This is a genomic window from Anaerobiospirillum succiniciproducens DSM 6400, from assembly GCF_000482845.1.
GTDB lineage: Bacteria > Pseudomonadota > Gammaproteobacteria > Enterobacterales > Succinivibrionaceae > Anaerobiospirillum > Anaerobiospirillum succiniciproducens.
In genome coordinates this window covers 1-23562 of the sequence record NZ_AXWV01000065.1, presented here as the reverse complement: position 1 = coordinate 23562, position 23562 = coordinate 1, and the positions used below count along the sequence as shown (strand labels likewise).

13 protein-coding genes and 1 riboswitch are annotated in these 23562 nt (G+C 44.5%); of the genes, 6 read left to right on the top strand and 7 right to left on the bottom strand.

Annotated features, from left to right (window positions below; all coding sequences use genetic code 11):
- Positions 1-250: 250 nt before the first annotated feature.
- Both H524_RS0109000 and H524_RS0108995 read right to left on the bottom strand, forming a co-directional pair.
- Positions 251-1789 (bottom strand): methyltransferase regulatory domain-containing protein, encoded by a 1539-nt coding sequence (locus H524_RS0109000; RefSeq protein WP_044121893.1) that lies wholly within the window; start codon positions 1787-1789, stop codon positions 251-253.
- A gap of 193 nt (positions 1790-1982) precedes the next feature.
- Positions 1983-3572, bottom strand: coding sequence for a methyltransferase regulatory domain-containing protein (locus tag H524_RS0108995; RefSeq protein WP_027939979.1), 1590 nt, complete (start codon positions 3570-3572; stop codon positions 1983-1985).
- A 1533-nt stretch (positions 3573-5105) separates the two neighbouring features.
- Positions 5106-5210: riboswitch (TPP riboswitch) on the top strand.
- A gap of 263 nt (positions 5211-5473) precedes the next feature.
- Between H524_RS0108995 and thiC the strand changes: the two genes are divergently transcribed.
- The 6 genes from thiC (at position 5474) to thiH (ending at position 13762) form a co-directional block, all read left to right on the top strand.
- Positions 5474-7306, top strand: coding sequence for a phosphomethylpyrimidine synthase ThiC (thiC, locus tag H524_RS15140; RefSeq protein ID WP_084281731.1), 1833 nt, complete (start codon positions 5474-5476; stop codon positions 7304-7306).
- Between the two features lie 846 nt (positions 7307-8152).
- On the top strand, positions 8153-9781 hold the full coding sequence (gene thiE, locus H524_RS0108985; RefSeq protein WP_027939978.1) for a thiamine phosphate synthase: 1629 nt from the start codon (positions 8153-8155) through the stop codon (positions 9779-9781).
- Positions 9782-10100: 319 nt separating this feature from the next.
- Entirely contained in the window at positions 10101-10832 is a 732-nt protein-coding gene (locus tag H524_RS16630) for a HesA/MoeB/ThiF family protein (protein WP_052339016.1), read from the top strand.
- A gap of 314 nt (positions 10833-11146) precedes the next feature.
- Complete coding sequence (gene thiS, locus H524_RS0108975; RefSeq protein ID WP_052339015.1) at positions 11147-11350, top strand: sulfur carrier protein ThiS; 204 nt, start codon at positions 11147-11149, stop codon at positions 11348-11350.
- A gap of 10 nt (positions 11351-11360) precedes the next feature.
- Positions 11361-12137 carry a thiazole synthase gene (locus H524_RS0108970; protein WP_027939976.1) on the top strand — a complete coding sequence of 259 codons (777 nt, stop codon included), beginning with the start codon at positions 11361-11363 and terminating at the stop codon, positions 12135-12137.
- Between the two features lie 452 nt (positions 12138-12589).
- A complete protein-coding gene (gene thiH, locus H524_RS15130; RefSeq protein WP_084281729.1) occupies positions 12590-13762 on the top strand; it encodes a 2-iminoacetate synthase ThiH in 1173 nt (390 codons plus the stop codon).
- Between the two features lie 150 nt (positions 13763-13912).
- On the opposite strand, the gene H524_RS0108960 is transcribed toward thiH, so the two are convergent.
- The 5 genes from H524_RS0108960 to H524_RS15115 all read right to left on the bottom strand — a co-directional run.
- Entirely contained in the window at positions 13913-17011 is a 3099-nt protein-coding gene (locus H524_RS0108960; RefSeq protein ID WP_027939975.1) for a type I restriction endonuclease subunit R, EcoR124 family, read from the bottom strand.
- A gap of 21 nt (positions 17012-17032) precedes the next feature.
- Positions 17033-18283 (bottom strand): restriction endonuclease subunit S, encoded by a 1251-nt coding sequence (locus H524_RS15125; protein WP_052339014.1) that lies wholly within the window; start codon positions 18281-18283, stop codon positions 17033-17035.
- A complete protein-coding gene (locus H524_RS0108950) occupies positions 18283-19872 on the bottom strand; it encodes a type I restriction-modification system subunit M (protein WP_027939974.1) in 1590 nt (529 codons plus the stop codon). The genes H524_RS15125 and H524_RS0108950 overlap by 1 nt, the downstream gene beginning before the upstream one ends.
- Before the next feature lie 228 nt (positions 19873-20100).
- Entirely contained in the window at positions 20101-22911 is a 2811-nt protein-coding gene (locus H524_RS16625) for a transglycosylase domain-containing protein (RefSeq protein ID WP_027939973.1), read from the bottom strand.
- Between the two features lie 348 nt (positions 22912-23259).
- Positions 23260-23562: flagellin (locus H524_RS15115; RefSeq protein ID WP_044121891.1), on the bottom strand; the 303-nt coding region annotated here is incomplete at its 5' end.

Below are 23562 nucleotides of genomic sequence, written 5' to 3'. Positions count from 1 at the left end.
ATACAAAAACTACATGTCCGGATCATGCAGATGCATGCATATATCATAGCTTAAACGGCGTATATATGCCCTTTCCAAATATCGATCAAATACGATGGGTAGGGTGTTTGGATAAAACAAAGCCCCGACGGAGCGGGGCTTGAGTTAGTGGCAAGCTATGCTTGCCTTGCGACATGCCCTCGAGATGGTTATTGTAAGCTTCTTAGTTCACGAGGGCATGTGTGCTGATGGACAGTTGTAACTTTACCTTTTAGATGATGCCTAACTTGTAGAGGAGAGGCATGGTGAAGGTAGTGAACTTAGTTACAGTCTTCTTTAAGAACTCAATAAGTTCATCTTCAGAGGTAGTATCAACATCCTTGAGCTTGAGATCACCAACGATAACAGACTCTAAGAGCTTCTCGATGATGGATAGAGGCTGCATGTCGTCGTTCTGGGTAACGAGCTGCAGCATTCTGTACTCGATGTCGGTAAGTGAGTAACCAAAGCCTAATACAGGAGAGGCTAAGGTACGGATATTCATACCAGCATCGGATAAGATGGCAGCGTTAACGATGTTGCACTGCTCAACGAGCTTTTCAGTGATGTTGGATGGATCAGCACATGGAACTAACATACCGATGCTTACTAAGGTATTGATAGCCATGTCGATGTCGCTGTCTGCGATCTCAGCATTGAATTGCTTTAATGCAGTACGTACTTCACCAATAGCGTGAGGAATGTAGTCGTTAAAAGCAACTAATAATGGCTCGTATAAGCCACGGTCGAGATCCTTGTCACCACCTGGGCACTTAATCTTGTAGTCAAAGTCAGTTAAGTCTGCAGTTAACATTAAGGTCAGAGAGTTGTACTTCTGAACATACTGATTTGCAGTGAGCTGACGAGCGCCATTGCAGAACAGATCTGATCTGTACTCGCGGTTTAACAGGAAGTCACGGCAGGTCTCGTATAAGGTAGTGCCGCGATACTGCTCAATGTACTCAGCCTCTTCATCAGTAAGCTGGGTGTAAACGAGCTGATCTTTTGGTAAGTTGGAGCTTAAGAAGCCAAAGTCGATGCTATCAAACATGGCTGCCATCTCACGTAAGTGGAAGCAACGCCAGTGCTTAGATAAGAAGTTCTTAGCAAACTCGCCATCATCCTTACCAGCAGCAGCTGCAGCAAGATCTTGGAGCAGCTTAGGAACGCGGATGAGAACAGCAGGGTTAGCCTTACCGATTTCAACAACGAGCTCAGCAGCCTTAGCAATCTTCTCATCAGCAGGCATATTGCCAGGGAGGTTGTCAGCCATGAAGCGGTGAAGAACCTCAACGATTGGGCCCATGTTGGTATTGCCTGGAGCTGCAAGGTAAGAAACCTGGCAAACACCACCAGCCTTCACGTGCTTAGACAGGAAATTCAGAATGTCACGGCGCTCTTTTTCGCTAATCCATGACCATACGCCATTGATAGTAACGAAATCAAACTGAGGCAGGTTGTTGTTTTTAGCAAACTCATCAAAGTTAGCAAGCTCGATGTTTACATCAACGCCAGTGCCAGTAGTGATGTTCTTAGCGGCTAAGAATAAGCAGTTGTCTGCCTCATTACCCCACCACTTAATGGTGCTAGCAGCAGCTGCATTGATAGTGATGGTAGTACCGTTGCCAATGCACAGCTGACAAGCGTTAGCATTGTTTAAATCAGGGAAGTCAAAGCCCTGAGAGGTGAGCAGGTACTGCGCCATGAACGGATTGCTCTGGTCGCAATAACTTGAAGCTAAAGGTAATTCTGTAGCTACTTCTTTAGACATATTGAAGTACTCGTAATCCTTGCGGTCAAATGACCGACTGTAGCTCTACACTAACTTAAGTAGTGGCAAAGTAGTCGTAATGGGGAGGCAAAGCTTTAGGTTGTTGTCCTGTTGCTTTTTGCCATTGTTCTTTGTTCTTCTACGACTTAACTTTGTGTGGCTACATGTAAAACTTAAAATCCTATCTAGGCTCTTAGATAACGAAGAGCTTCTTGTAGGTTGGAATGGTCTTAGTGAAGATATTGTGAATATTCTTCTTGAAAGTCTTATCGATCTCATCAGGATCGGTAATAGGCTTACGCTCCTTGTCGAAGAGCTTGAGATCATGCTCAGCGATCATAGGCTTGAATGCCTGGTAGACTTCCTGCTCATTAACATCAGGACGAACCATGATAAGAGCGAGAACCATTCGAGTAATGTCATCAATACGGAAAGCGCACATAGTAACTGGAGATACCACGTAGGTAACTTCAGCGCCAGCCTCAGTGTTGATAACTGCGCGGTTGATGTTCTTGCAGCGCTTGATGATGTCCTTAGAAATGGTGTTCTCCTTAACTGCAGGAGCAATGTGATTGGTGCAGAGTAAGAAGATAACAGTATTGATAAGATCCTGTTGAGAGTAATCATTGCCCTCAGCGTTCTTAAACTTGCGATACTTGTTGTTAACAATGTTATCGCCAAGCTCCTTGAAGGAGTAAACGCGGTGATCCTTCATAACTTCAATAACAGGCTGGAAGTTCTGAGGATTTAATACAGCGCGGCCGTTACGGGTATCGAGAGTAATCTCATCAACGTCGTGGTCGGCAACTAAGATGAAGCACAGCTTATCTAACTCTTCGCGGTACTGCTTTTCATTTAAGCGACGTGAGCCACGAACAAAGTAGTCAGCGCGGAACTGCTCGCCGGTGATGTAGTCCTTAAGGCCGTTGTACACCTCAGTACCACTGAAGCGATCTAAGATCTTAGTCTCTTCCTCTTTTAAGACGAAGTTTTCGATATTAGAGTAGAAAGGATGCTGACAAACGAAGCTCAGCTTAGCCTGGTCAAGACGCTCAGCAACAATGCTGTGAGAGGAGATATCCCACTCGTCGTTGAGGTACTCATGGCACAGATAGTTGTGGGTTAAACCGTTGTTGTGCAGGATACGATCAATACGATCCTTTACTAAAGCGCTCTCGCCATAACCCTTCTTGAAGCTTACTAACTTATCAACTAAGTCAATAATGCCTGGAACCTGGCTCTCTTGAGTCTTAGCAGGAATACCGCAGGTCTTAATGTAATCGTACATAACCTGACGGATTGGCTCGAAGAAAGTAAAGCCTGGGCCTACGTTGTAGGATAAGTACAGAACACCGCCAACCTTGAGCTTCTTCTTGGCAAAATCAACGATACTCTGCTGATTTGGGTGGCTAATCCATGACCAAATACCGTGTACGCAGATGTAATCGAGCATTGGAACATCTTCACGGTTAGCGTAGTCACCGAAAGCATCGTCGCTTAAGTGAACAGCAACTGAGCCGTACTTAGCGAGCTTTTGAGCAAAGTTTACCTGATTTGGGTTGAAGTCAGTGCCGTACCATTTACCTGGAGAAGCAGCTGCGTGCATGACCACACTCACGCCCTGGCCGAAACCTAATTCGCAACCAGTGAAGTTCTCGTCAATGGTAGGGAACGCCTGGTGCTTAAAAGTAAAGAGATGCTTGACGTATAAAGGGTTGATTTGTGGGAAGTAACCAGCCGAATAGTTCGTATCGGTATGGTATCCCTCATTCCATGAGTGCACTTAGTTTCCCCCTGAGACTGCTATTGCAAAGGTTTGTAACTTTTTTGTCTCGACCATTAAGCCCCCATGCTTGATGGCCTTTATCCTAAAGAGCATAACTTAAGTGTTGCAAGCGCTAATAAAACTACCACCACAAGACTATATTTTTAGCTATGGCAATATTAGGACAATAGACATAACTTGAGCCTATGATGCCAAAGTTGTGCCGTTTTGTCAGGTTACTCAAATGCAATGGCAGATAAAGCCCTTAAACACCGTATCTAAGGCAAAGTAGGATGTTACAAATTTTTGCTAAATAACCATCAGTGACGCATTTTTAAGATCATAAGATCATGGACTCAAAGATCGTCAGTAATTAGATCGCAGCATAAACTCTCTTAAATCCCGCGCAAAGCTCCAAAAGAACAGCATCTCACAGTGATGCTAGCGATCATAGCAGTAGTAGTCTCATGTTCGCCAAGGTCGCGTTATAGATAATACGCTTTTGTATTGTAGGCTTGCAGCGCATGTCTTCCTGTCAAAGTTGGGACACATAAGATCATTCTTGCCTCCTTAATAAGATCAATAAAGAGCACATAATCTTGAATTCATGCAAGAAGATCATGGCCTTAGATCGTCGCTACTACCGCATTTAAGGTGATTTATACGCATGCTTGTTAAGGTCATGAGCTATATCTATGGTTTTAATATGTGGCCATATATGCCGCATGCGGCATTGATTGCAATCGAGGCGTGCTCTTATCTTCAGAGCTCAGAAGAACAGCTGGGCATATTATTGACATAAAATAATGGCCACATGAGTTTGCGGCCATAAGCTGCATGCAAGCAACGAAGAACATTGTCTAAAGATCATCACTAAAAGATTAGCGCCAATAGATCATGGCTATAAGAACAGAGCTAAACGATTAGCGCCAAAAGATCATGGCTATAAGATCAGAGATAAACGGTTGGTGCCAAAAGATCGTGGTTATAAGATCAGAGCTAAACTATCGGTGCCAATTGATTATGGCTGTATGATCAGGGCTAAACGATTAGTGCCAAAAGATCATGGTTATAAGATCGCCGTCATTGCATAGCAGTGAGTTTGAAGGGAGGGCCACATCATTATTCAAGTTACATAGTTCTTGGAGTTACAAGCATTTTGCCTTGCCGCTATAGAGTCTTAGGGCCCGGATGACTTGCTTAGCTGTGCTTTTGACTTAGGTGAGCGCATTGCTAACTTATAAGTTAGGTTGGAGATTGTGGCTTGTATGGTGCGGCGTGCGGTCTGGCTTGATGGTTTGATTAGAACTTGTCGATACAAATTATTGTTTGGGATATAGCGTTAAGGTGTTGACTAGGATCCAAGTTGAGTAGGGCTGTTTGGTGGGGTGCAAACCTAGATGCTACAGCGGATGTTGCGCTTTGTTTGGTGCGATGGTTGGTCAGATTTTATGGGCTTTTGGGTGTGATAAAAAATGTTAGCTTACACTTTTTATCGATCTTTCTTTTGCCATGAGTTATGCACATGGGCATAGATGTGCTTATAATGGGCTGTGCTTGTCGGAGTGCCGCAAGGCTGAGAGGGCCCCTTAAAGGGCTAAATCCGTCGTACCTGAAAAGAATAATCTCTGCGAAGGAAACAGGCTAAATACCTCTTTCATAGTGAAGCTAAGACTTCATCTCATATTCAAGGCTGTATAGGTTAATTTCTGTGGCTTTAGATGGGGTGATAAAGAGGCTTGCTCAAGTGAGCAAGCGTTAAGAGCTGCAATCATACGTTCGATTTTTACACTCGCTTATGATGCGGCTGTGTGTATAGCGCATGGCGTATACCGCTTTTAATAGCTTTGCTCCTCTCTTTTCATACGTGTCACTTATCGACAGGCTAAAACACCAAAGGTTTTACCAAGGATTTGTCGATGCGTACCATTGCTCCTAATTCAATCTACCGTTGTTACCTTGATTCTGCTTGTGACGGCACCGAGAAAGGCGCTGCACAAGGCAACGATACTTTGAATGTCTCCAAGATTCATTTTGACGAACTCGCTGCAGCTAAGGCTGCTCACCTTGCAGCTAAGCAAGAGGGCAGAGAGGGCAAGTTAGCCGCTAACAGCGCTCATGCTAAGAAAGGTTTTGTTCGTCCTGAAAACCGCGTTGTTTATGTAGAGTTCGCAGACGGCAAATCAGATATCCGTATTCCATATATTCAGACCAAGCTCTCTAATGGCGACACCATCTTACGTTACGTGGTAGATACCGAGCTTGAGAGCACTGAGCAGCGTAAGGCTATTCGCGCACCATTCATCGCCGCTCGTGGTGAGAATGCTAAGACTCAGCTTGAGTATGCAAAAGAAGGCATCATTACTCCTGAGATGGAATACGTAGCTCTGCGTGAGTCTGCATGTTTCTTAGAGCAGATCACTGACCCAGAAGAGTTCCGCAACAAGTTCCACACCTCTGAAGGCGTAATCTTTGGCGACGGCGTTATTAAGCTTGAGCGCGACAAGATGTCCGTAACTCCAGAGATGGTACGTGACGAAATTGCTCGCGGTCGTGCAGTTATCCCTTCAAACATCAAGCACCCTGAGTGTGAGCCAATGATTATTGGTAAGCACTTCTTAACCAAGGTTAATGCTAACATCGGTGCTTCATCCGTATCCTCAGGCTTCAAAGAGGAAATTGGCAAGCTTAAGACCTCATTAAAGTATGGTGCAGATACTGTTATGGATCTGTCCACTGGTTTAGAGGACTTAAGCGGCTTACGTTCAGCTATCTTACGCGCATCTCCTGTACCAATTGGTACTGTACCAATTTACGAGACCTTAGATCGCGCTGGTGGTGATGCTAATGCCCTCAACTGGGAGCTGTTCCGTCAGGTAATTATCGATCAGTGTGAGCAGGGTGTTGACTACTTCACCATCCACGCTGGCTTAACTAAAGATCTGCTGCCATATGCTGCTGATCGTGTTATGGGCATCGTATCCCGTGGTGGCGCTATCATGGCATCTCACATGATGCAGCACGATTGCGAGAACATGGCTTGGGAGCACTTTGATGAGCTCATGGAGATCTGCCGCAAGTATGACGTTTCCTTATCCTTAGGTGACGGTCTGCGTCCAGGCGGTATCTACGATGCTTGTGATGAGGCTCAGTACGGTGAGCTACGCAATATCGGTAAGCTTGCTCGTCGTTGCTATGAGGCTGGTGTTCAGACCTTCATCGAGGGTCCAGGTCACGTTCCATTAAACCGCGTTGAAGAGAATCAGCGTCTTGAGGACGAGTACTGCAACGAGGCTCCTTTCTACACCTTAGGCCCACTCGTTACCGATATCGGTGCAGGTTTTGACCACTTCACCTCAGCTATCGGTGCAACCACCATTGGTATGCATGGTACTGCAATGCTCTGCTATGTAACTCCATCTGAGCACTTAGCACTGCCAACTCCTGAGGATGTACGTGAAGGCTTAATCACTTACAAGATCGCAGCTCACTCTGCTGACCTTGGTAAGGGCTTAAAGCAGGCTTACAACATCGACCACGCTATGAGCCGTGCTCGTGTGTCTTTCCGCTGGTTAGACCAATTCATCTTAAGCTTCGACGAGCAGAACGCTTACAAGATCTGGCGTCGTGAGATGGATGACGAGGATTGCTTATCACACGATGCAGCTTTCTGCTCTATGTGTGGCCCACGTTTCTGCCCAATGCGACTCAACCGTCGTATGCAGGCAAAGTATCCATCTCCTAAGGCCTAAGTTTCAGCTTTACTGTCTGAAAAACATATACGTTAAGAGGGCACCACTTACGTGGTGCTCTACAAACAATCAATCTATCCAAGATAGTCACATCAAGCTTTTTAAACCAACACATAAGCTTTAGCTGTTTAGATGAGCCAGCCTACTAGATTTATTGAGTGCTTAAGGATGCACGATACAAATTTAGTTGATGAGTAAAGATTACTGGGTTGTGATGTCTTTACTTAGGCATGGAGCAGGGCTATAAAACTTTGGTCAGTTTTATAGCCAATAATGGCTTAGCTTGGCGTAAGCCTAGTGAAAAGCACTATGTATGGTTCAAAAGGCAAAAGCAAGCTAAATGAGCCCAATACTTATCACTACTTGTTTAGTGGTGCTCAAGTTAGGTTCTGAGGTGAAAATGGGGCTATGTGCTTTACATTTTTACCAAGCTTGTGGTGATTATTTGGGTAGTTAAGATTGGCTTATTTAAAGTAATGAGGCTGCAAAATTTTGTAGTTTTACACTTTTAGCTATATGTTTTTCGAGCAATTTTACTAAGTTAGGCATAGATACCTAAATTTGGGTATAATAGAAAAGTTTGTATTTTTGCTAAAAGATGTCGGATGCGTCACAAAATCTAGTGTCATAATTGTGCAAATGCATCTTATGTCTTGCGCAAGGTAATAAGTTATGCTTTTGCGCAAAAAACTAGAAAAAATGATACATCCAGATTCTTTTTAATACAGGCAACCCTCTACCTCATACCCAAGATTGTTAGAGCAATCTTCTAGCAGCAGTGCCAAACTTAGCGCATTGCTCTTAAGACTATTTGAGCTGGACTAACCTTAGAGCTACGGTGGGATAATGGAAACTAACAACTTACCTAAGAACAATTCACGTCCTTTAGTATTAGTGATTGCGGGTGTCGACTCAGGTGGTGGTGCAGGCGTGACTGCAGACATTATGTCTGTACACGATCAAGGCGCGTGGGGTATGCCGCTTATTACTGCATACACCTGCCAGAGCTTAGATCGCATCACTCTTGTCGATCCAGTTAAGGTTGAAGTTTTCAACGAAGCTTTAAACTTAGCTTTAAATGACTGGGATCAGAAGATCGCTGCAGTTAAGGTTGGCGTAATCTGCAATGCAGCTATCTTAGAGGCCGTTCTTAAGGCTTTAGAAGGTCCACTTGCTGGTGTGCCTGTTGTTTGGGATCCAGTTTTAACTGCTACCTCCGGTGATATCGAAAGCGCTGATATCAAGGCAAACTTAAGCCGTATCTTAAAGGTTACCACTGTCTTTACTCCTAACATTCCTGAGGCTATGGAACTTACCGGCCGCACAGAGCAGGATATTAAGAGTGATAAAGACATTCTTGCTATGTGCGATGAGCTTATTGCCCAGGGTGCTAACGCCATTCTCTTAAAGGGAGGTCACAACATCTCTGGTTTAGATGCTGTAGACACATTCAAGAGCAAGAAGACCTCCTTTAAGATGTCTCATGCCAAGAAAGATGGCTTAGGCGCACACGGCGGCGGCTGCGCTTTATCTTCTTCAATTGCAGGCCTCATTGCATGCGGCTATGCCATTGAAGATGCAGTAGTTATGGGCAAGGTTTACGTAACTCGCGGTATCTTTGAGACCGAGATGTGCTTTGAGCACAAGCGTCCTCCAATTGCTCATAAGGGCCTTGATTTCAATCTTGACTACATGCCTCAGATTGTTCAGGACAACTTCCCTGTAGCTGCAGGTCCTTTTCCTAAGTGCCCATTCAACTTAGGTATTTATCCTGTAGTTGATAGCGCTGACTGGGTGCAAAGACTGTTATCCATGGGCGTTAAGACCATTCAGCTTAGAATCAAGACTGATAAGCATGATGATGAGTCCAATGAGCATTTAGTCAATGAGATCAAGCGTGCTTGCTTCTTAGGTCATAACTTCCGTGCTCGTATCTTTATTGACGATCACTACAAGTTAGCTGCTAAGTTCGGTGCTTACGGTGTTCACTTAGGTATGGAAGATCTGCAAACTGCTGACCTTGAGTTCATCAAGAATGCAGGCTTACGCTTAGGCGTTTCTACCCACGGCATCTTTGAGGTATGCAAGGTCTTAACCTTACAGCCTTCATATATCGCTGTAGGTCACGTCTTCCCAACTCAGACTAAGGATATGGAGTCTAAGCCTCAGGGAATTGAGCGCATGGGTCGTCAGGCTATGATGCTCAAGAATCGTATTCCTACTGTGGCTATTGGTGGCATTAAGCTTAACCATGCTCAGGAGATCTTAGATGCCGGTATCGACTCTATTGCTGTTGTTACCGCTATCACCAAGTCTTCAGAGCCATTTACCGAGACTCAAAAGTGGATTGAGCTCTTACGTACCGGCCCATCTGAGTGCTACAAGTCCAAGGCTTTTGCTTGGCACAAGCGCCAGGATGAGCAAGAGGTTCCAGGCCCAGTTCCATTCGAGCACTTAGATTTACGCTACAACTAGTCTCAACCATTAACTCATAAACCAAAAAAAGCACCTTAGCCATACTCAAGGTGCAAAAACTACAGCCAGCAACGCCAAGCGCTGCAAAGCCAAGCGTTGCACCGCACCGCCAGACGTTGCAAAGCACCGCGACGCTGACTACAGCAAGCAAAGCGCTGCACTGCAAGGCAGCGCAGTGCAAAGGTAGCGCGGCTAGCACTGCTTTGTGGAGCATGGCAGGTTTATTGAGAACAATAATGGCGCGAGCTTAGTTGAGCACAGCTCCATAGTGCCTAATTAGCCGCTATGGTGCTGCTTTCTCTAAAGAGGAATAGTTCGCGTGAACGATGAGCGTTATATGCGTCAGCAAATGTTGCCTCTCTATCAAGGCAGGCAAGATGAGCTGCGCAATAAGAAAATTGGTTTTATTGGAGTAGGCGGCGCTGGAGGACTTAGCTCCATGCTGCTTACTTTAGCAGGTGTAGGTGAAGTTAGAATTGCTGACTTTGATACTCTTGCTGACCACAATTTACATAGGCAAATTCTCTTTAAAGAGAGCGATATTGGCTTACCAAAAGTAGAAGGTGCCTTACGCGAGTTAACAGCTCGCAATAGCGATACTAAAGTTGTCGCTTTTAAAGAAAAGATCGATGAGTCTAACTTTGCACGTTTTGCCGAGGGGCTCGATCTGATTGCGGATGTCTCAGACAATGCCGCAAGTCGCTTAACCATCTCCAAACTCGCGCTTGACCATCGCTTAGATTTAATAAGCGGCGCAGTTTCGGCCTATACAGCTCTGGTAGCGATTTTCGCTTATCACGACCCACAGTTTATTAAACAGCACGGCTGCTACCGTTGCTTGACTGCAGGTGCTCCTATCAATACTAAAGTAGGTATTACAGGCCCAATTGCAGCAAGCTGCGCATCCTTAACAGCCCATGTAGCTCTTGAGTACTTGCTAGGCAATAAGGCCCATGTAGGTAAGCTTATCCGCTATGACCTTAGCAATCTAGCTATTCAAAAGCTCTCTTTATGCCGCGATCCAAATTGCATTGATTGCGCTAGCTGTTAACAAGCATACAAAAAACAAAAGAAGCACCGCCACGCACAAAAAAGGCACTCACTAATGCCATTTGCATGGCTACATGAGCAAGACAAAGTAAGCTTTACTAAGGACTAAAGACGGCTATCTTTAGCATAGCCATAATTGCTTAGTGAGCATGCAGCATCTAGCCATAATTGCTTAGTGCGCATACAGCATCTAGCTATTAAGACAGGTATGCATAGGCCTTCTTGAGGCGCATGGCTTTTATTAAACTTTGTATGGATATGGTTTTTTCACAGTGCCACATCGATAAGCGGTGTCAGACGCTGCGAGGTTTTAAAATGATTACAATTACAGTCAACGGTAAAAGTGAACAACTCGAGGACAATACAACCGTTGCAGCTTTAGTAGCGAAGTTAGGCTTAGGCACTGACGGCACCGCTGTAGCTGTGGATGATGCTATCGTTCCAAAGAGCCAATTTGATACCTTTACCTTAAAGGACGGCATGAAAGCAGACGTTTTCAGCCTGGTAGCTGGAGGTTAAACTTAAGAAGATGGATAAGTTAGTTTTAGCTGGTCAGGAATTTGATTCCCGTTTAATTATTGGTACTGGTAAGTATGCATCAGGTGCAGTTTTAGCTGAGTCTATTAAGGCCTCAGGTGCACAGATCGCTACTATGGCTGTTAAGCGCGTTGATGTGCAGCACAACACTGATGACATCATCAAGCCACTGCGTGAGCTTGGTATTACCTTAATGCCAAATACCTCTGGTGCTCGTAATGCTGCTGAGGCTGTATTTGCTGCCAACTTAGCTCGTGAAGCTTTAGGCACTGACTGGATTAAGGTTGAAGTACACCCAGATCAGAAGTATCTGCTGCCAGATACCATTGAAACCTACAACGCCTGTAAGCAGCTTGTAGAGCAGGGCTTTAAGGTCTTTGCTTACTGTCAGGCTGACTTATGCCTGTGTAAGGGCCTTGAGGAGCTCGGCGTTGCTGCAGTTATGCCATTAGGTAGCCCAATTGGCTGTGCTCGTGGCTTAGAGACTGAGCCATTCTTAAAGCTCATCATTAAAGAGTGCCGCTGCCCAGTTATCGTGGATGCTGGTATTGGTGCCCCATCTGAGGCTGCTAAGTCATTAGAGCTCGGTGCATCTGCTGTAATGGTTAACACTGCTATTGCTGCAGCTGGTGACCCAATCAAGATGTCACAGGCTTTCAAGGCCGCATGTGAGGCAGGTCGTCTTGGCTATGAGGCTGGTTTAGCCGCTAAGTTTGAGACTGCTAAGGCTACCTCACCAATGGAGCAGTTCCTCTCCTCTTTAAGCTAATTAACAAGGCTATGTGTAGCACTAAAAGCTACACCCTATATAAATTAGCTGCCAGGCTGTGTACCCAAGCGCTATGCCATAGCTAGCACTCACTGACTAACTGTGTGCACAGCTATTACCTTTATGAGGCTTTAAGCCTATACAAGTTCATCGCGTATTACTTAAGTACTTTGCAAATAGTGGCCGCAAGTGTAGATCTAAGTTCGAATACCTAACTGAGGCTTTCAACTTTGCTTGCTAAGAGCAGCCTATTTACCTTAGGCAAGCCAGCACGGCTGCCTAAGTGTACTTACTCAACTTAGGCATGCAGCTACGGCTGGCTAAGTGTACTTACTCAACTTAGGCATGCTGCTACGGCCAGCTAAGTGTGACTTGTTCAACTTAGGCATGCAGCTAAGGCTGGCTAAGTGTGACTTGCAAAGTGCTCTGGTGCGCGTGATCGGGTGTTTAAAATGAGTTTCTATGACGTAATTACCAGCTTTGATGTAGATAAGTTCAAAGAGCTGGTAGACACACGTTCTGATGCTGATGTAGAGCGTGCTTTAAATAAGGATAGTGCTTTAACTGTTGAAGATTTTGCTGCATTAATTTCTGATAATGCACGCAAGCACTACTTAAGAGACATGGTGATGAAGTCCATGCAGCTTACTCGTAAGCGCTTTGGCCGTACCATCAACATGTACGTTCCGCTGTATTTAACTAACTTATGCACTAACAAGTGCGCATACTGCGGCTTCTCTTCTGATAACAAGTTTGCTCGTACTGTTCTTACCTTAGAAGAGATTGAGGCCGAGTGTAAGGCTATTCAGGACTTAGGCTTCCAGAACATTTTATTAGTTACTGGTGAGTCTGAGCGTCGTGGTGGTATGGATTACTTCCGTCAGGTACTGCCTGTGGTTAAGCCATATGCTGCTTATCTGCAGATGGAAGTTCAGCCTTTAAATACTGAAGACTACGCTGAGCTTAAGACCTTAGGCTTAGACTCCGTATCTGTCTATCAAGAGACTTACCACCCAGCAACTTACAAGGCTGTGCACTTAGCTGGCAAGAAGACCGACATGCGCTATCGTATGGAGACTCCAGAGCGCTTAGGTCAGGCTGGTATCGACAAGGTAGGTATTGGTGCTCTGCTCGGTCTTTACGACTGGCGTGTTGACTGCTGTGCTACTGCTATGCACGTACTGTACATGCGCGAGCACTATTGGAAGACCCGTCTTTCAGTATCCTTCCCACGTCTGCGTCCAGCTGCAGGTGGTTATGAGCCTCATATGCCTGTATCCGATGCTCAGTTAGTACAGCTCATTGCTGCATGGCGTATCTTCGATAATGAGCTTGACCTTACCATATCTACTCGTGAGAGCGAGCAGTTTAGAGACATGATCGTACCTTACGGTATTACCGCTATGTCCGCTCAAAGCTCCACTGAGCCTGGTGGCTATGCTAACAAGGGTAAGTACCTTGAGCAGTGGCACGTAAATGACGATCGTACCGTAGAGCAGGTAGTTCGCGCCTTAGAGATTAACGGCCTGCAGGCTGTATTCCACGACGCCTCCACCTCCTACATGCCAGTGCCAAAGGGCCCTCTCGACGCAGCCAAAATGATGGCATGCGCCCCAAAGGCCTAATCAGGTAAACACGGCAATCAAGGTGTGCTCGCCAGCTCACAGCTAGCACAGCACACCCTCACCATCGCCAGCACCATTAGCGGTGCTCATAATGCAGGCTTAGGCCTGCATTTTAGATCCAGCCTAGCCATTTCAAGATCTGACAGCTTATTAACGCGCAGTTAGTGGGTGAATCTCGTTCTTTACAAAATCCACTACAGCATCACGCAAGCCACGCAGATAGCGAATCTTGCTATCTGTGCCGCCAGCCTTCTGGTAAGCTTCGTAATTACCCATACTTTGGTCAACTGTGCTAGGAGCTAACTCGGATGATGGGACTGTGTTTACAAACATCTTGAGGTCTTTAGGTTCAATACCCCATGTATGAGCAAAGCTGTCAATTTCTCGATTGATGAGGCTTTCTACGCGCTCCTCCATGACCACAAAAGCATTCTTATTGCGGAAGTCCTCAGGATTGGCTTTAACGTCATTCCACATCTCACCGATTACCATACCAACCTTAGGATTACCTCTTTGATAGTCACTAATAAGCTTACTGATGCGCTCATCATCCTCTTGAGGAGGTGCTAGTGCCAGCTCATCACCCTCAGGCATATGGGCTTGTAACAGTGCCACTAGATAGTGGAAGTTAACCTCAATGAGCTTGATGGTCTCAAGTTCGTAGTCAACATCAATCTCTAAAGGATCTTCTTCATCACTCTCAGGAGTAAGTTCCTTAATCCTTTCAATGACGTTGTGATACTTACCTGTGAGAGTTTCAAACTCATCGAGGGCAATACCAAAGTCCTCTTGTAGTCTGCCTTCATCAAACTCATCGTAGACTTGAGCCTCACTTAAGACTCTATCAACAGCTTGGAAGGCGCGAGCGTATTCTTTCAGTTCCTCAAGCACACCATGAGCAATAAGATCATCAACATGCTTAGTGGTCGGTGCAAGCTTTTTGAGCTTATCGAAAGCTGCCTTTAAGCGTTCAGCTGTAGCAATCCAAGATGGAGCTTGCACATCATCCATACCACCATTGGTATACAGGCGTAAGGCATCTTCAATTGCTGCTTCATACTTCTCAGGAGTCTGCATAGTGACTACATGACCGAAGAGCTTGGCCTTAGTGAAGATACGATTGGTACGTGATAGCGCCTGAATAAGGTGCTGTGGCTTCATTGGTGGACGAGCGAGGAAAATAGTGGACAGGCAAGGGGCATCAAAGCCAGTTAACAGTCTGTCTACTACAATCACTAAGTCAAGTTGCTGAGAGCGCTCTTTGTACTTGGACTTTTTACGAGCTAGTCGATCGTTAAGGTCTCTGTTGTACGCATCAAGAGTCGATAAATCCCATGAGGTGCCAAACATTTCATTGTAGTCGGCAAGGGAGAGAGCCATCTTTTCTTGATTGGCTCTTGCTCCATCCTCGTTCTCGCCAACGGTATAGGTAATGGCAATCTTCGGGAAGTCAGGCAGCATCTGGCAAATCTTTTGAGATACATTGCCATCATCCTTAAACTGTTTGAAGAGCTCATAGTATTTCTGAGCCTCTTCAATAGAGCTGACTGTAAGTAAGCCCTCAAAAGCCTCTCCTGATGGATGATTAAGTGCTAATCGTGCTCTAGAGTTATTAACAATGTAGTCAATTACCTCAAGACGGTATTGATCATCATCGTAAATGCTCTTATTGGTAGCTATAGCATAGCCTTTGATGACTTCTTTTTCTAAAGTCTTGTCATCAACTAACTCAAGCTCAGTATCGCTATACAGGCCAAGCTGTAAGGCAATATTTTTAAGCGTACTGCGTCTAAAGCCCATGCCTTGGATCTTAAAGCCAAGCACAGCATTATTATGAATAGCTTCTTTGATCGTGTAGGCGTGTAAGCACTTCTTATTAGGATCCTTTGGTCGACCGTACATGCCTGCAGTGGTTCGAGGTAAATCACCCTTCTGCTCACGCTTGTTCTCTTCAAAGATCGGAGTACCTGTAAAGCCATACCATAAGGTTTTAGCAAAGAACTTATCAATAATGCGCTTACTCTCAGGGGTTACGGCGCGATGACATTCGTCTACGACAAAGGCGATGCTCTTTTTAGAGATTTGTTCGCGTACTCGTGCCTTCTTTTCTTTGTTCTCATCAAGTTTGCGGATAAGAGTCTGCAGCTTCTGTACTGTCGTAATGATGACGCAGCGATCGTTGCTCTTGAGCTTATTTTCAAGATCAGCTGTATGGTCAGTATTACGTATTTCAACATCATCACTATCAGCATAAGATAGGAATGAGGCTGTAGTTTGCTGATCTAAATCTCTACGATCGATAAGGAAGATGGCCTTATCTAAAGACGGTATATCTAAAAGATTCTTGGTGACAGTGTAGGAGGTAAGGGTTTTACCAGAGCCTGTAGTGTGCCATACAAAGCCTGACTCACGCTCATATGAAGCCTTCTTAACAGCCTCAATGGCATGAATTTGATAAGGGCGTAAGAGGATGACTTTCTTACGCTCGTTATCAAGCACTGAGTACTTGCCCACCATCATATGGGCAAAGGGAATATTCAGCGCAGCTTTAGCAAATGGCAGGTACTCCTCTACTGACTCATTGAACTCATTGACCCAACCTGTTAAGAACTTCTCATTGATGTTGCCAAAGTTATCGGCAGCGATATAGCGGGTGTTAGAGCCATTGGTGACCACATACATCTGCACTAGTCCCATGAGACCACGGAACTTGCCTTCCTTACCATACTTCTGAATCTGTCTAAAGGCCTCCATGAGAGAATGGTTTTTAGACTTAAGCTCAATATGGATCATTGGCAGGCCGTTGATGAGTAGGGTTACATCAAAACGACGATCGCGATCTGAATGTTCATCTTTTGGAGCGTTGTACTGATGGATGACCTCATAGCTTGATAGACCACCTGCAATCTCGCGATTGTTAATGGCAATGAGGCTAACTTGACCTAATGAGGCATCATCACGCAGAAGCGGGATTTGAGCTACCTGATGCTCACCAGACAGCCAGCGTGCAGCCTTGTAAGTGGAGGTGCACTGATCGAGCAAGAACTCTTTGACCTTGGCCATTTCCCCATCAGTAAGAGGAATGCCCTCAAGCCTATCGATATTGTTTCGATTAAGCTTGTCACGCAGGTTATTCCAAAGGTCATTCTCGTTCTTAATATCATCACGGCGAGTCCATTGAGAGACACCAGAACATAGCTCATCAATGAGCATCCTTTCCATTTCAGATTCACGCGTAACCTTAACCATCACACACCTCACTACCGCAAACTAGACAAACATACGCTGCATAAACGCTTTCTTTAATTGTTTGTATAGCAAAACTCTTTGTTTAAGAGTACTTACCTTCTTAGAAAAACATGAGAATAAGTTGACAATCTTTTCTTGATCTACAGGACTCTTATGTATGGTTAGTTCCATATCAAAGAAATCAGATGTTCCAATATTCAAAAGACCATGATTTCTAGCCCCCTCGCCACACAATTTACTTATGTTCTTATACCAAGATAATGAATCAAAGTAATATTCCATGTATTCATTATTTACACAATCTATTGAGAAACAAATATATAAGGTAGACAGAGCGCCCTCATCGAAAAGTTTAAGACGCTTTATTGAGCCAAAATCATAGCCACTAGAGTAGCTTTTGTTATAAGCGAACTCACCTCTTTTCAGTAGGTAATATTTGCTCATATCTTTGCTAGCAATCTTCTTACTGAAATAACTTAACTGATTCACCAATCCATCAGCAGATGAAATTGTAAGAGGTATGTCACATCTGTTATCTGTATTCTTTCTGGTGACTCTCTTACAAATATCTTTTAGCTTAATTGTTTGCCAAATACTTTCATTGTTATTCTTTAAGAAGACCTGAGCCATTAGAGCTTTATAAGCAGATTCCAATAATTCAAGCTGATTTTCTGCAATACGAATCTTCTCATCTAGTGCGGTGAAGAACTCGGCGATCTTTTGTTGTTCTTCTAGATCAGGAACAGGTATCGGCATATTGAAAAAGTCATCATTAGTGATGTTCATTCTGTCGTGCCGTGCGCCATAGTTCGCTACACTTTTGGCATATGCAACCCAGTGCCCTGAAGCAAAGTAGCATTCAAGGTAGTCTCCAATAACAAGATCTGAATTCACTCTAAAAACAGTGTACAAAGGAGAAACAATCCCTTGATTTAAGTGTGATCGGTTTATTGGGCCAGCTGGTGCATTCTTTGATATACGTGGGTTATAAACAAAATCGCCATTTTCCACTATTGTATATTTATCAACATGTACCTCTTGTGCGATATTTCGATCAAAGAAGTCTTTTTGTGGGACAATTCCATACTCAGCAGAGTTCGTGATTACTAAGTCGCACGCTTTGTTCTTATTCAATAGCTTGATTTCTTCAACTAAAGAGCCCAAAGGGTGAGTATTAAAATTACCAGTAGATTCAATTGAATTATTATTACGGCTGAATATGCCTGATATCACCGCACAAGCCTGCTTTTTAAATATATTTGGGTTAGTCATTAGCGCACCTCATCAAAGTTAAGACCAAGCTCTTTGAAGAAGACAGCGAGTTTGGCGTCGACTTCCTTTTCCTCTTGCTCAAGCTTTTTAAGCTCGGCAAAGGTTGCGTTAAGGTCGATCTCTTCTTCAGGCTCTGAGGTGTCTACATAGCGAGGGATGTTGAGGTTGTAGCCATTGCTCTCAATCTCTTCCATAGTGGCAAGGTGTGCGTACTTATCGACGTCCTTGCGCTCGATGTAAGTGTTGAAGATCTTGTCGATATGCTCTTCATCAAGGAAGTTCTTGGCGCGTTCTTTTCTAAACTCTTTAGAGGCATCAATAAACAGAACGCTACGATCTGGATTGTCCTTCTTGAGTATGATGACGCATGTAGGAATGCCAGTAGAGAAGAAGATACCTGCAGGCAAACCAATAACAGCGTAGATAGCTCCTTTCTTGAGTAACTCTTCACGAATGGTACCTTCAGCTGCACCTCTAAAGAGAACACCATGAGGCAGCACAATACCCATAGTGCCTGATTCTTTGAGGTGGTAGTAACCATGGAGTAAGAAAGCAAAGTCAGCCTTACTTGCTGGTGGTAGCTTCTTAAACGGAGCAAAGCGAGGATCAGTAAGCAGACCAGCTGCAGCACTGTACTTTTGAGAGTACGGTGGATTCATCACCACGGCATCAAAGTTAGTTGGCTCATCAGTTGGCCAGTCAGCATCAAGGGTATCGCCATTACGTAAGTGCTGATGATTGCCTGGAACACGGTGCAGCATCATGTTCATGCGAGCAAGGTTATAAGTTTGGTTCTTAAGTTCCTGACCAAAGAACTCAACTGTGCTCTTAATGTCGATATTTCCTTGATTACCAGCATTGCTTAGATAGTTTCTGATCTGCAGCAATAAAGAGCCTGATCCACATGCTGGATCATAGACACTAAAGCCAAACTTCTGATCTTGTCCGAAGGTAACAATGCGGGCGATAAGATGAGATACTGCTTGCGGGGTATAGAACTCACCAGCTTTCTTACCTGACTCAGAGGCAAACTGAGAAATCAGGTACTCATAGGCATCGCCTAAGGCATCTTCTTGATAAAGATTGAAGTCGATATCAGCAAGCTTAGAGATAACGTCTGATAACAGAGCATTACGCTTATCTGGTGTGGTGCCAAGATCTTTTGAGTGGATATCAAAGTCATCAAAGAGACCGGCATAAACACCACCACTGGCACTTTCAATATCACGGAAAGCCTGGCTAAGATTATCGAGCATGAAGGTACGCTCATTAATCTGCTTGTAAAAGGCAGAGAAAGTCTTGTCAGGTTGAATAGCGCAGCCAAAACGATCGGTAAGCTCGGCCTGTAAATCACCCCAGGTCTCAGCGTCTGACTGAACTTCCTCATAAGCCTTTTGTGCATCATCCAGACTTACAGGCTTACCACCATGAATAAGATCATAAGCCTCTACCAACATCTTGTCAGATAAGGCCTTATAGAACACTAGTCCTAAGAGGTAGTCTTTGTAGACATCGGCATTCATTTGCTTTCGCATGTCATCAGCTGCAGCCCATAAGGTTGCATTAAGATCTCTTGCACTTAGTAACATTGTTCTTGACCTTGTTGATATTGATAGTGAAGGTGTTAATCGGTTAATGCTTATAAAAGCATGCTAGTTAAATCAATTGATTAGAAGTTTAACTATTCGTGATTAGTTTAACTCATTGTTGAGCCAGTCTAGCCAAAACTGCTAAACGTTTTTTAAAACTTTGAGGTCGATGATCTTCAAACAGCAAGTAGTAAATCTATTCTGAAGATCTCGAGCCGTTGCTCTTGGCTACTCTTGATTACTGTCGTGTGCGGGCGCTGGTTGCTTATCAATTCCTTGAATGAAGACCTGAGAGGAAACTGACTTACCCTTGCTATCGATAACAGTAATGTTATAAAAGCCGTCCTTTTGAGGCTCAAAGTAGTCGAGCTTATCATGTACTTCATCATTGATAAGGACATAGTAAGGGCCAACACCACCGTTGAATTGAATCATAATGCGCTTAGAGAAGCCTACGTTCATACGCGAGCCATCAATTGGGAAGACTAAGCGTAGATCATTGGTGTTGTTAGCTGTCTTGCTTGGAGTGCCAAAGCCATTAGAAGCAGTAGCAGAACGTGCAAGACCATCGGGCGCATGCTGATTAGCTAAGCTCTTCTCTTGCTTGAGAGTATCGCCACGACGCTTTTGCACACGTCCAATATCCTTAATCTCAATACTGCTAAGCGCCACTGGTGGCGTTGGCTGCAGTAAGACACTATGGATCTCTCCTAAGTCAGAGCGTACCTTAGTCTCAATAGTATTAAAGACGTTAAAGAGCACAGGGGCTGCTACTGAGTAACCGGTATAGCCATTAGTTGGACGGCCATTATTGCGACCAACCCAAACGCCTACGGTGATATTGTTGTGTGAGCCTACAGCCCAAGCATCACGGCTTTTAAAAGAGGTACCAGTCTTATACGACACCTTAATGTGCTCGTTGTAAAAGCCTAAAGGCTCAAGAGACCCCTCTAAGATCTTGTATACAGCTCTCGCTGCATCGTTCTCCATCATCTTTGCTTCGCCAACCACGAAGTCATCCTTAGCTGAAGATACAACGGCATTATCTCCACTAATGCTGTCAGATGAGCCGTCCTGACCATGCTCGCTTTCATGATCCTTGTCTGTCACCAACATGCCATGATCTTTATTGCCTAACTGAGTGTTCTTTACTGGAGTAACGCGCAGTGGCTTGATCTTGCCGTCATTAGCTAAAGCAGCATACATCTGCGTAAGATCAAATAAGCTAATACCAGTACCTCCAAGTGCAATGGAGATATCTGGAGCTGCATAGTTAGGAAGTACTAGTCGACCTTGTGGATAGGAGCTATTACGCCTGGCTTTAAGTATAGCGAGTAGCTGCTCTTCATCAGTCTGCTTAGCGCTTGGAGGGTCTTTAAGATCTTGGCTTTTATCTGCAGCTAGATTGGAACTGTAGTTAGAGCTTAGACTTTGCTTGCTGTCTTTATTATCTACAAGAGCCTGCATGAAGGCTGATTGCTCTTGAGGGCTTAATAGAATGCTACTCTCACCATGCTTAAGCGGTGGGTATACTCTGCCGCGCTCAAAAGGTAGGGTGTTTTTGAGCGCATTGAACCTTCTGATGAAGTTAACAGGGCCGATAGCTGTCATTAGATCTAATGCAGGGAGATTTAATGAGGCTTGTAGTGCTAGATAGGCTGTAACTTCACCAAAGAAGAGGCGATCAAAGTTTCTAGGCTGATAGGTTCGATAGAGTTTTGCTGAGTCGAGTAATACGGTATTAGGATGCAGTAAACCTTGCTCAAATGCCATGCCGTATACAAAAGGCTTAAGCGCAGAGCCTGGCGACCTAATAGATTGTGCAGCATCCACAAATGAGTAGGCAGGGCCTACGCCGCCTACATAGCCTTTAACCTCAAAGGTCTTATTATCAACAGCTACTATGGCGATGTTGTCTTGATCTTGAACATTTACGTACATCTTAGCGTGCACTTCAACAGCATCTAAGAGCGCTAGCTGGATCTCAGGATCAATGCTACTTACCATCTCACGCGGTAGAGCTATGTCCATACCATCATAGCTTTGTGACTGAGCAAAGCTTTCTTTGCTTGATACTTGGTCTATCAGATCAGGGGTACGCAAGGTTCCTTTGAAGAGCGATTGGCCAAGATAATAGCCGCTCTGAGGGAGCTTATAGCGTAATCCTGGTAGTTGCTCTTCAGTAGCAGTGGCAAGAATATCTTCCTTGATAAGACCATCTGCAACAGCCTTTTTGAGTACCTCATTGCGATAGTACTTGGCAACCTTGGGACGTCTATCAGGACGCATTGACTCAGGTGAGCGTGGTAAAGCTACTAAGAGTGCTGCCTCAGCTGGAGTTAAATGCTGTGGCCCATGATTGAAATAACTATAGCTTGCTGCCGTAACACCTTCGATATTGCCACCAAATGGAGCTAAGGTGAGATACATATTTAAGATCTCATCTCTACCATATGCAGCAGTGATGTAGAGTGCACCGAGAGCTTCGCGTACCTTGCTAAAGATAGTACGCTCTTTAGGCTCAAGCATGCGGCATACTTGCATAGCAAGGGTTGAGGCACCAGATACTCTCTTTAAGGAGCTTACATTACTAACAAGAGCACGAGCAGCAGATAGTGGGTCTACACCAGGATGTAAGTAAAAGCGCTCATCTTCAGAAGAGAGCAGCATTTTAATATACAGTGGGTCTACGTCCTGTGCATCGGTCTTAATTCTAAGGTAGTCACCGTCGCTAAGAGAGGTGTAGATGATATTGCCTTTGCGATCATAGAGAGTCTCAGAGCGTTGCTCATACTTGCTCATATCAGGCGCACAGACAAACGCACCACCAAGTACAAACACAGCGCCCAAAGCCAATGCTATGGCGCTATAGCGCATAGCTTTGCCAAGCTTTGAGCACCTATTGCGCAGCTTGTTATTCTTGGTGTTAGGAAGTAAGTCGTGTGTGCTGCATTTATCGTCAGCAATGCTATTTGACTTAGCCTCATGAGCCTGAGCAGGAGCTAAGGTGCTTTGGCTATTTGGAGTAGTCTTGCTCATCGTAGCTGCATCGAGTGTAGTTGTTTTTGCAGTATAGAAGTGAGCGTATCTGTAGAGCTGCCTTGATCTTGAGCACTAGTCGATATGTGAAGAGTGAGGCAACACTGATGGCTTATTTAAGCAATTAGGCTAAGCGAATTAAGAGATAGAGGAAGCTAGTGTACATAGTCTTGTAGTGAGCGAATAACAGACATGTAGATCGCTTTGTACAGCAAGATATAGCTAACGTATCCTAAGGATCAGATGAGGTTATTCTGACTATGTTTAATTGCTCTATAGCTATAAAGAAATAAGGCCGCAAAAGTAACTAAGCGGCCTTAAGATACGCGAATATGTAACCTTGTAAACCTAGCGACCGCCCAAGAGATTAAGGGCTACAGTAGGTCTCTGGTTAGCCTGAGATAGAATAGTCTGCGAGGCTTGCTGAATGATCTGATTTTGGGTTAGAGCAGCTGTCTCTAATGCAAAATCAGTATCTCGAATACGTGAGCGTGCATCAGACTCGTTCTCAGAAATAGAGCTCTGATTGCGGATGGTGCTTTCCATACGATTTTGGATCATTTCTGCGACATCTTTACTTGCAAAAATGAGCTCTTCAACTAACTTCGAAACCCAATTATTTTTTTGTCGCAAATTCTCGAATACAAAATT

Excerpts from the sequence above, each read along its gene's own strand:
- H524_RS0109000 (WP_044121893.1), bottom strand. The coding sequence starts at position 1,789 with ATGTCTAAAGAAGTAGCTACAGAATTACCTTTAGCTTCAAGTTATTGC.
- thiC (WP_084281731.1), top strand. The coding sequence starts at position 5,474 with ATGCGTACCATTGCTCCTAATTCAATCTACCGTTGTTACCTTGATTCT.
- thiE (WP_027939978.1), top strand. The coding sequence starts at position 8,153 with ATGGAAACTAACAACTTACCTAAGAACAATTCACGTCCTTTAGTATTA.
- thiS (WP_052339015.1), top strand. The coding sequence starts at position 11,147 with ATGATTACAATTACAGTCAACGGTAAAAGTGAACAACTCGAGGACAAT.
- H524_RS0108970 (WP_027939976.1), top strand. The coding sequence starts at position 11,361 with ATGGATAAGTTAGTTTTAGCTGGTCAGGAATTTGATTCCCGTTTAATT.
- thiH (WP_084281729.1), top strand. The coding sequence starts at position 12,590 with ATGAGTTTCTATGACGTAATTACCAGCTTTGATGTAGATAAGTTCAAA.
- H524_RS0108960 (WP_027939975.1), bottom strand. The coding sequence starts at position 17,011 with ATGGTTAAGGTTACGCGTGAATCTGAAATGGAAAGGATGCTCATTGAT.
- H524_RS15125 (WP_052339014.1), bottom strand. The coding sequence starts at position 18,283 with ATGACTAACCCAAATATATTTAAAAAGCAGGCTTGTGCGGTGATATCA.
- H524_RS0108950 (WP_027939974.1), bottom strand. The coding sequence starts at position 19,872 with ATGTTACTAAGTGCAAGAGATCTTAATGCAACCTTATGGGCTGCAGCT.
- H524_RS16625 (WP_027939973.1), bottom strand. The coding sequence starts at position 22,911 with ATGAGCAAGACTACTCCAAATAGCCAAAGCACCTTAGCTCCTGCTCAG.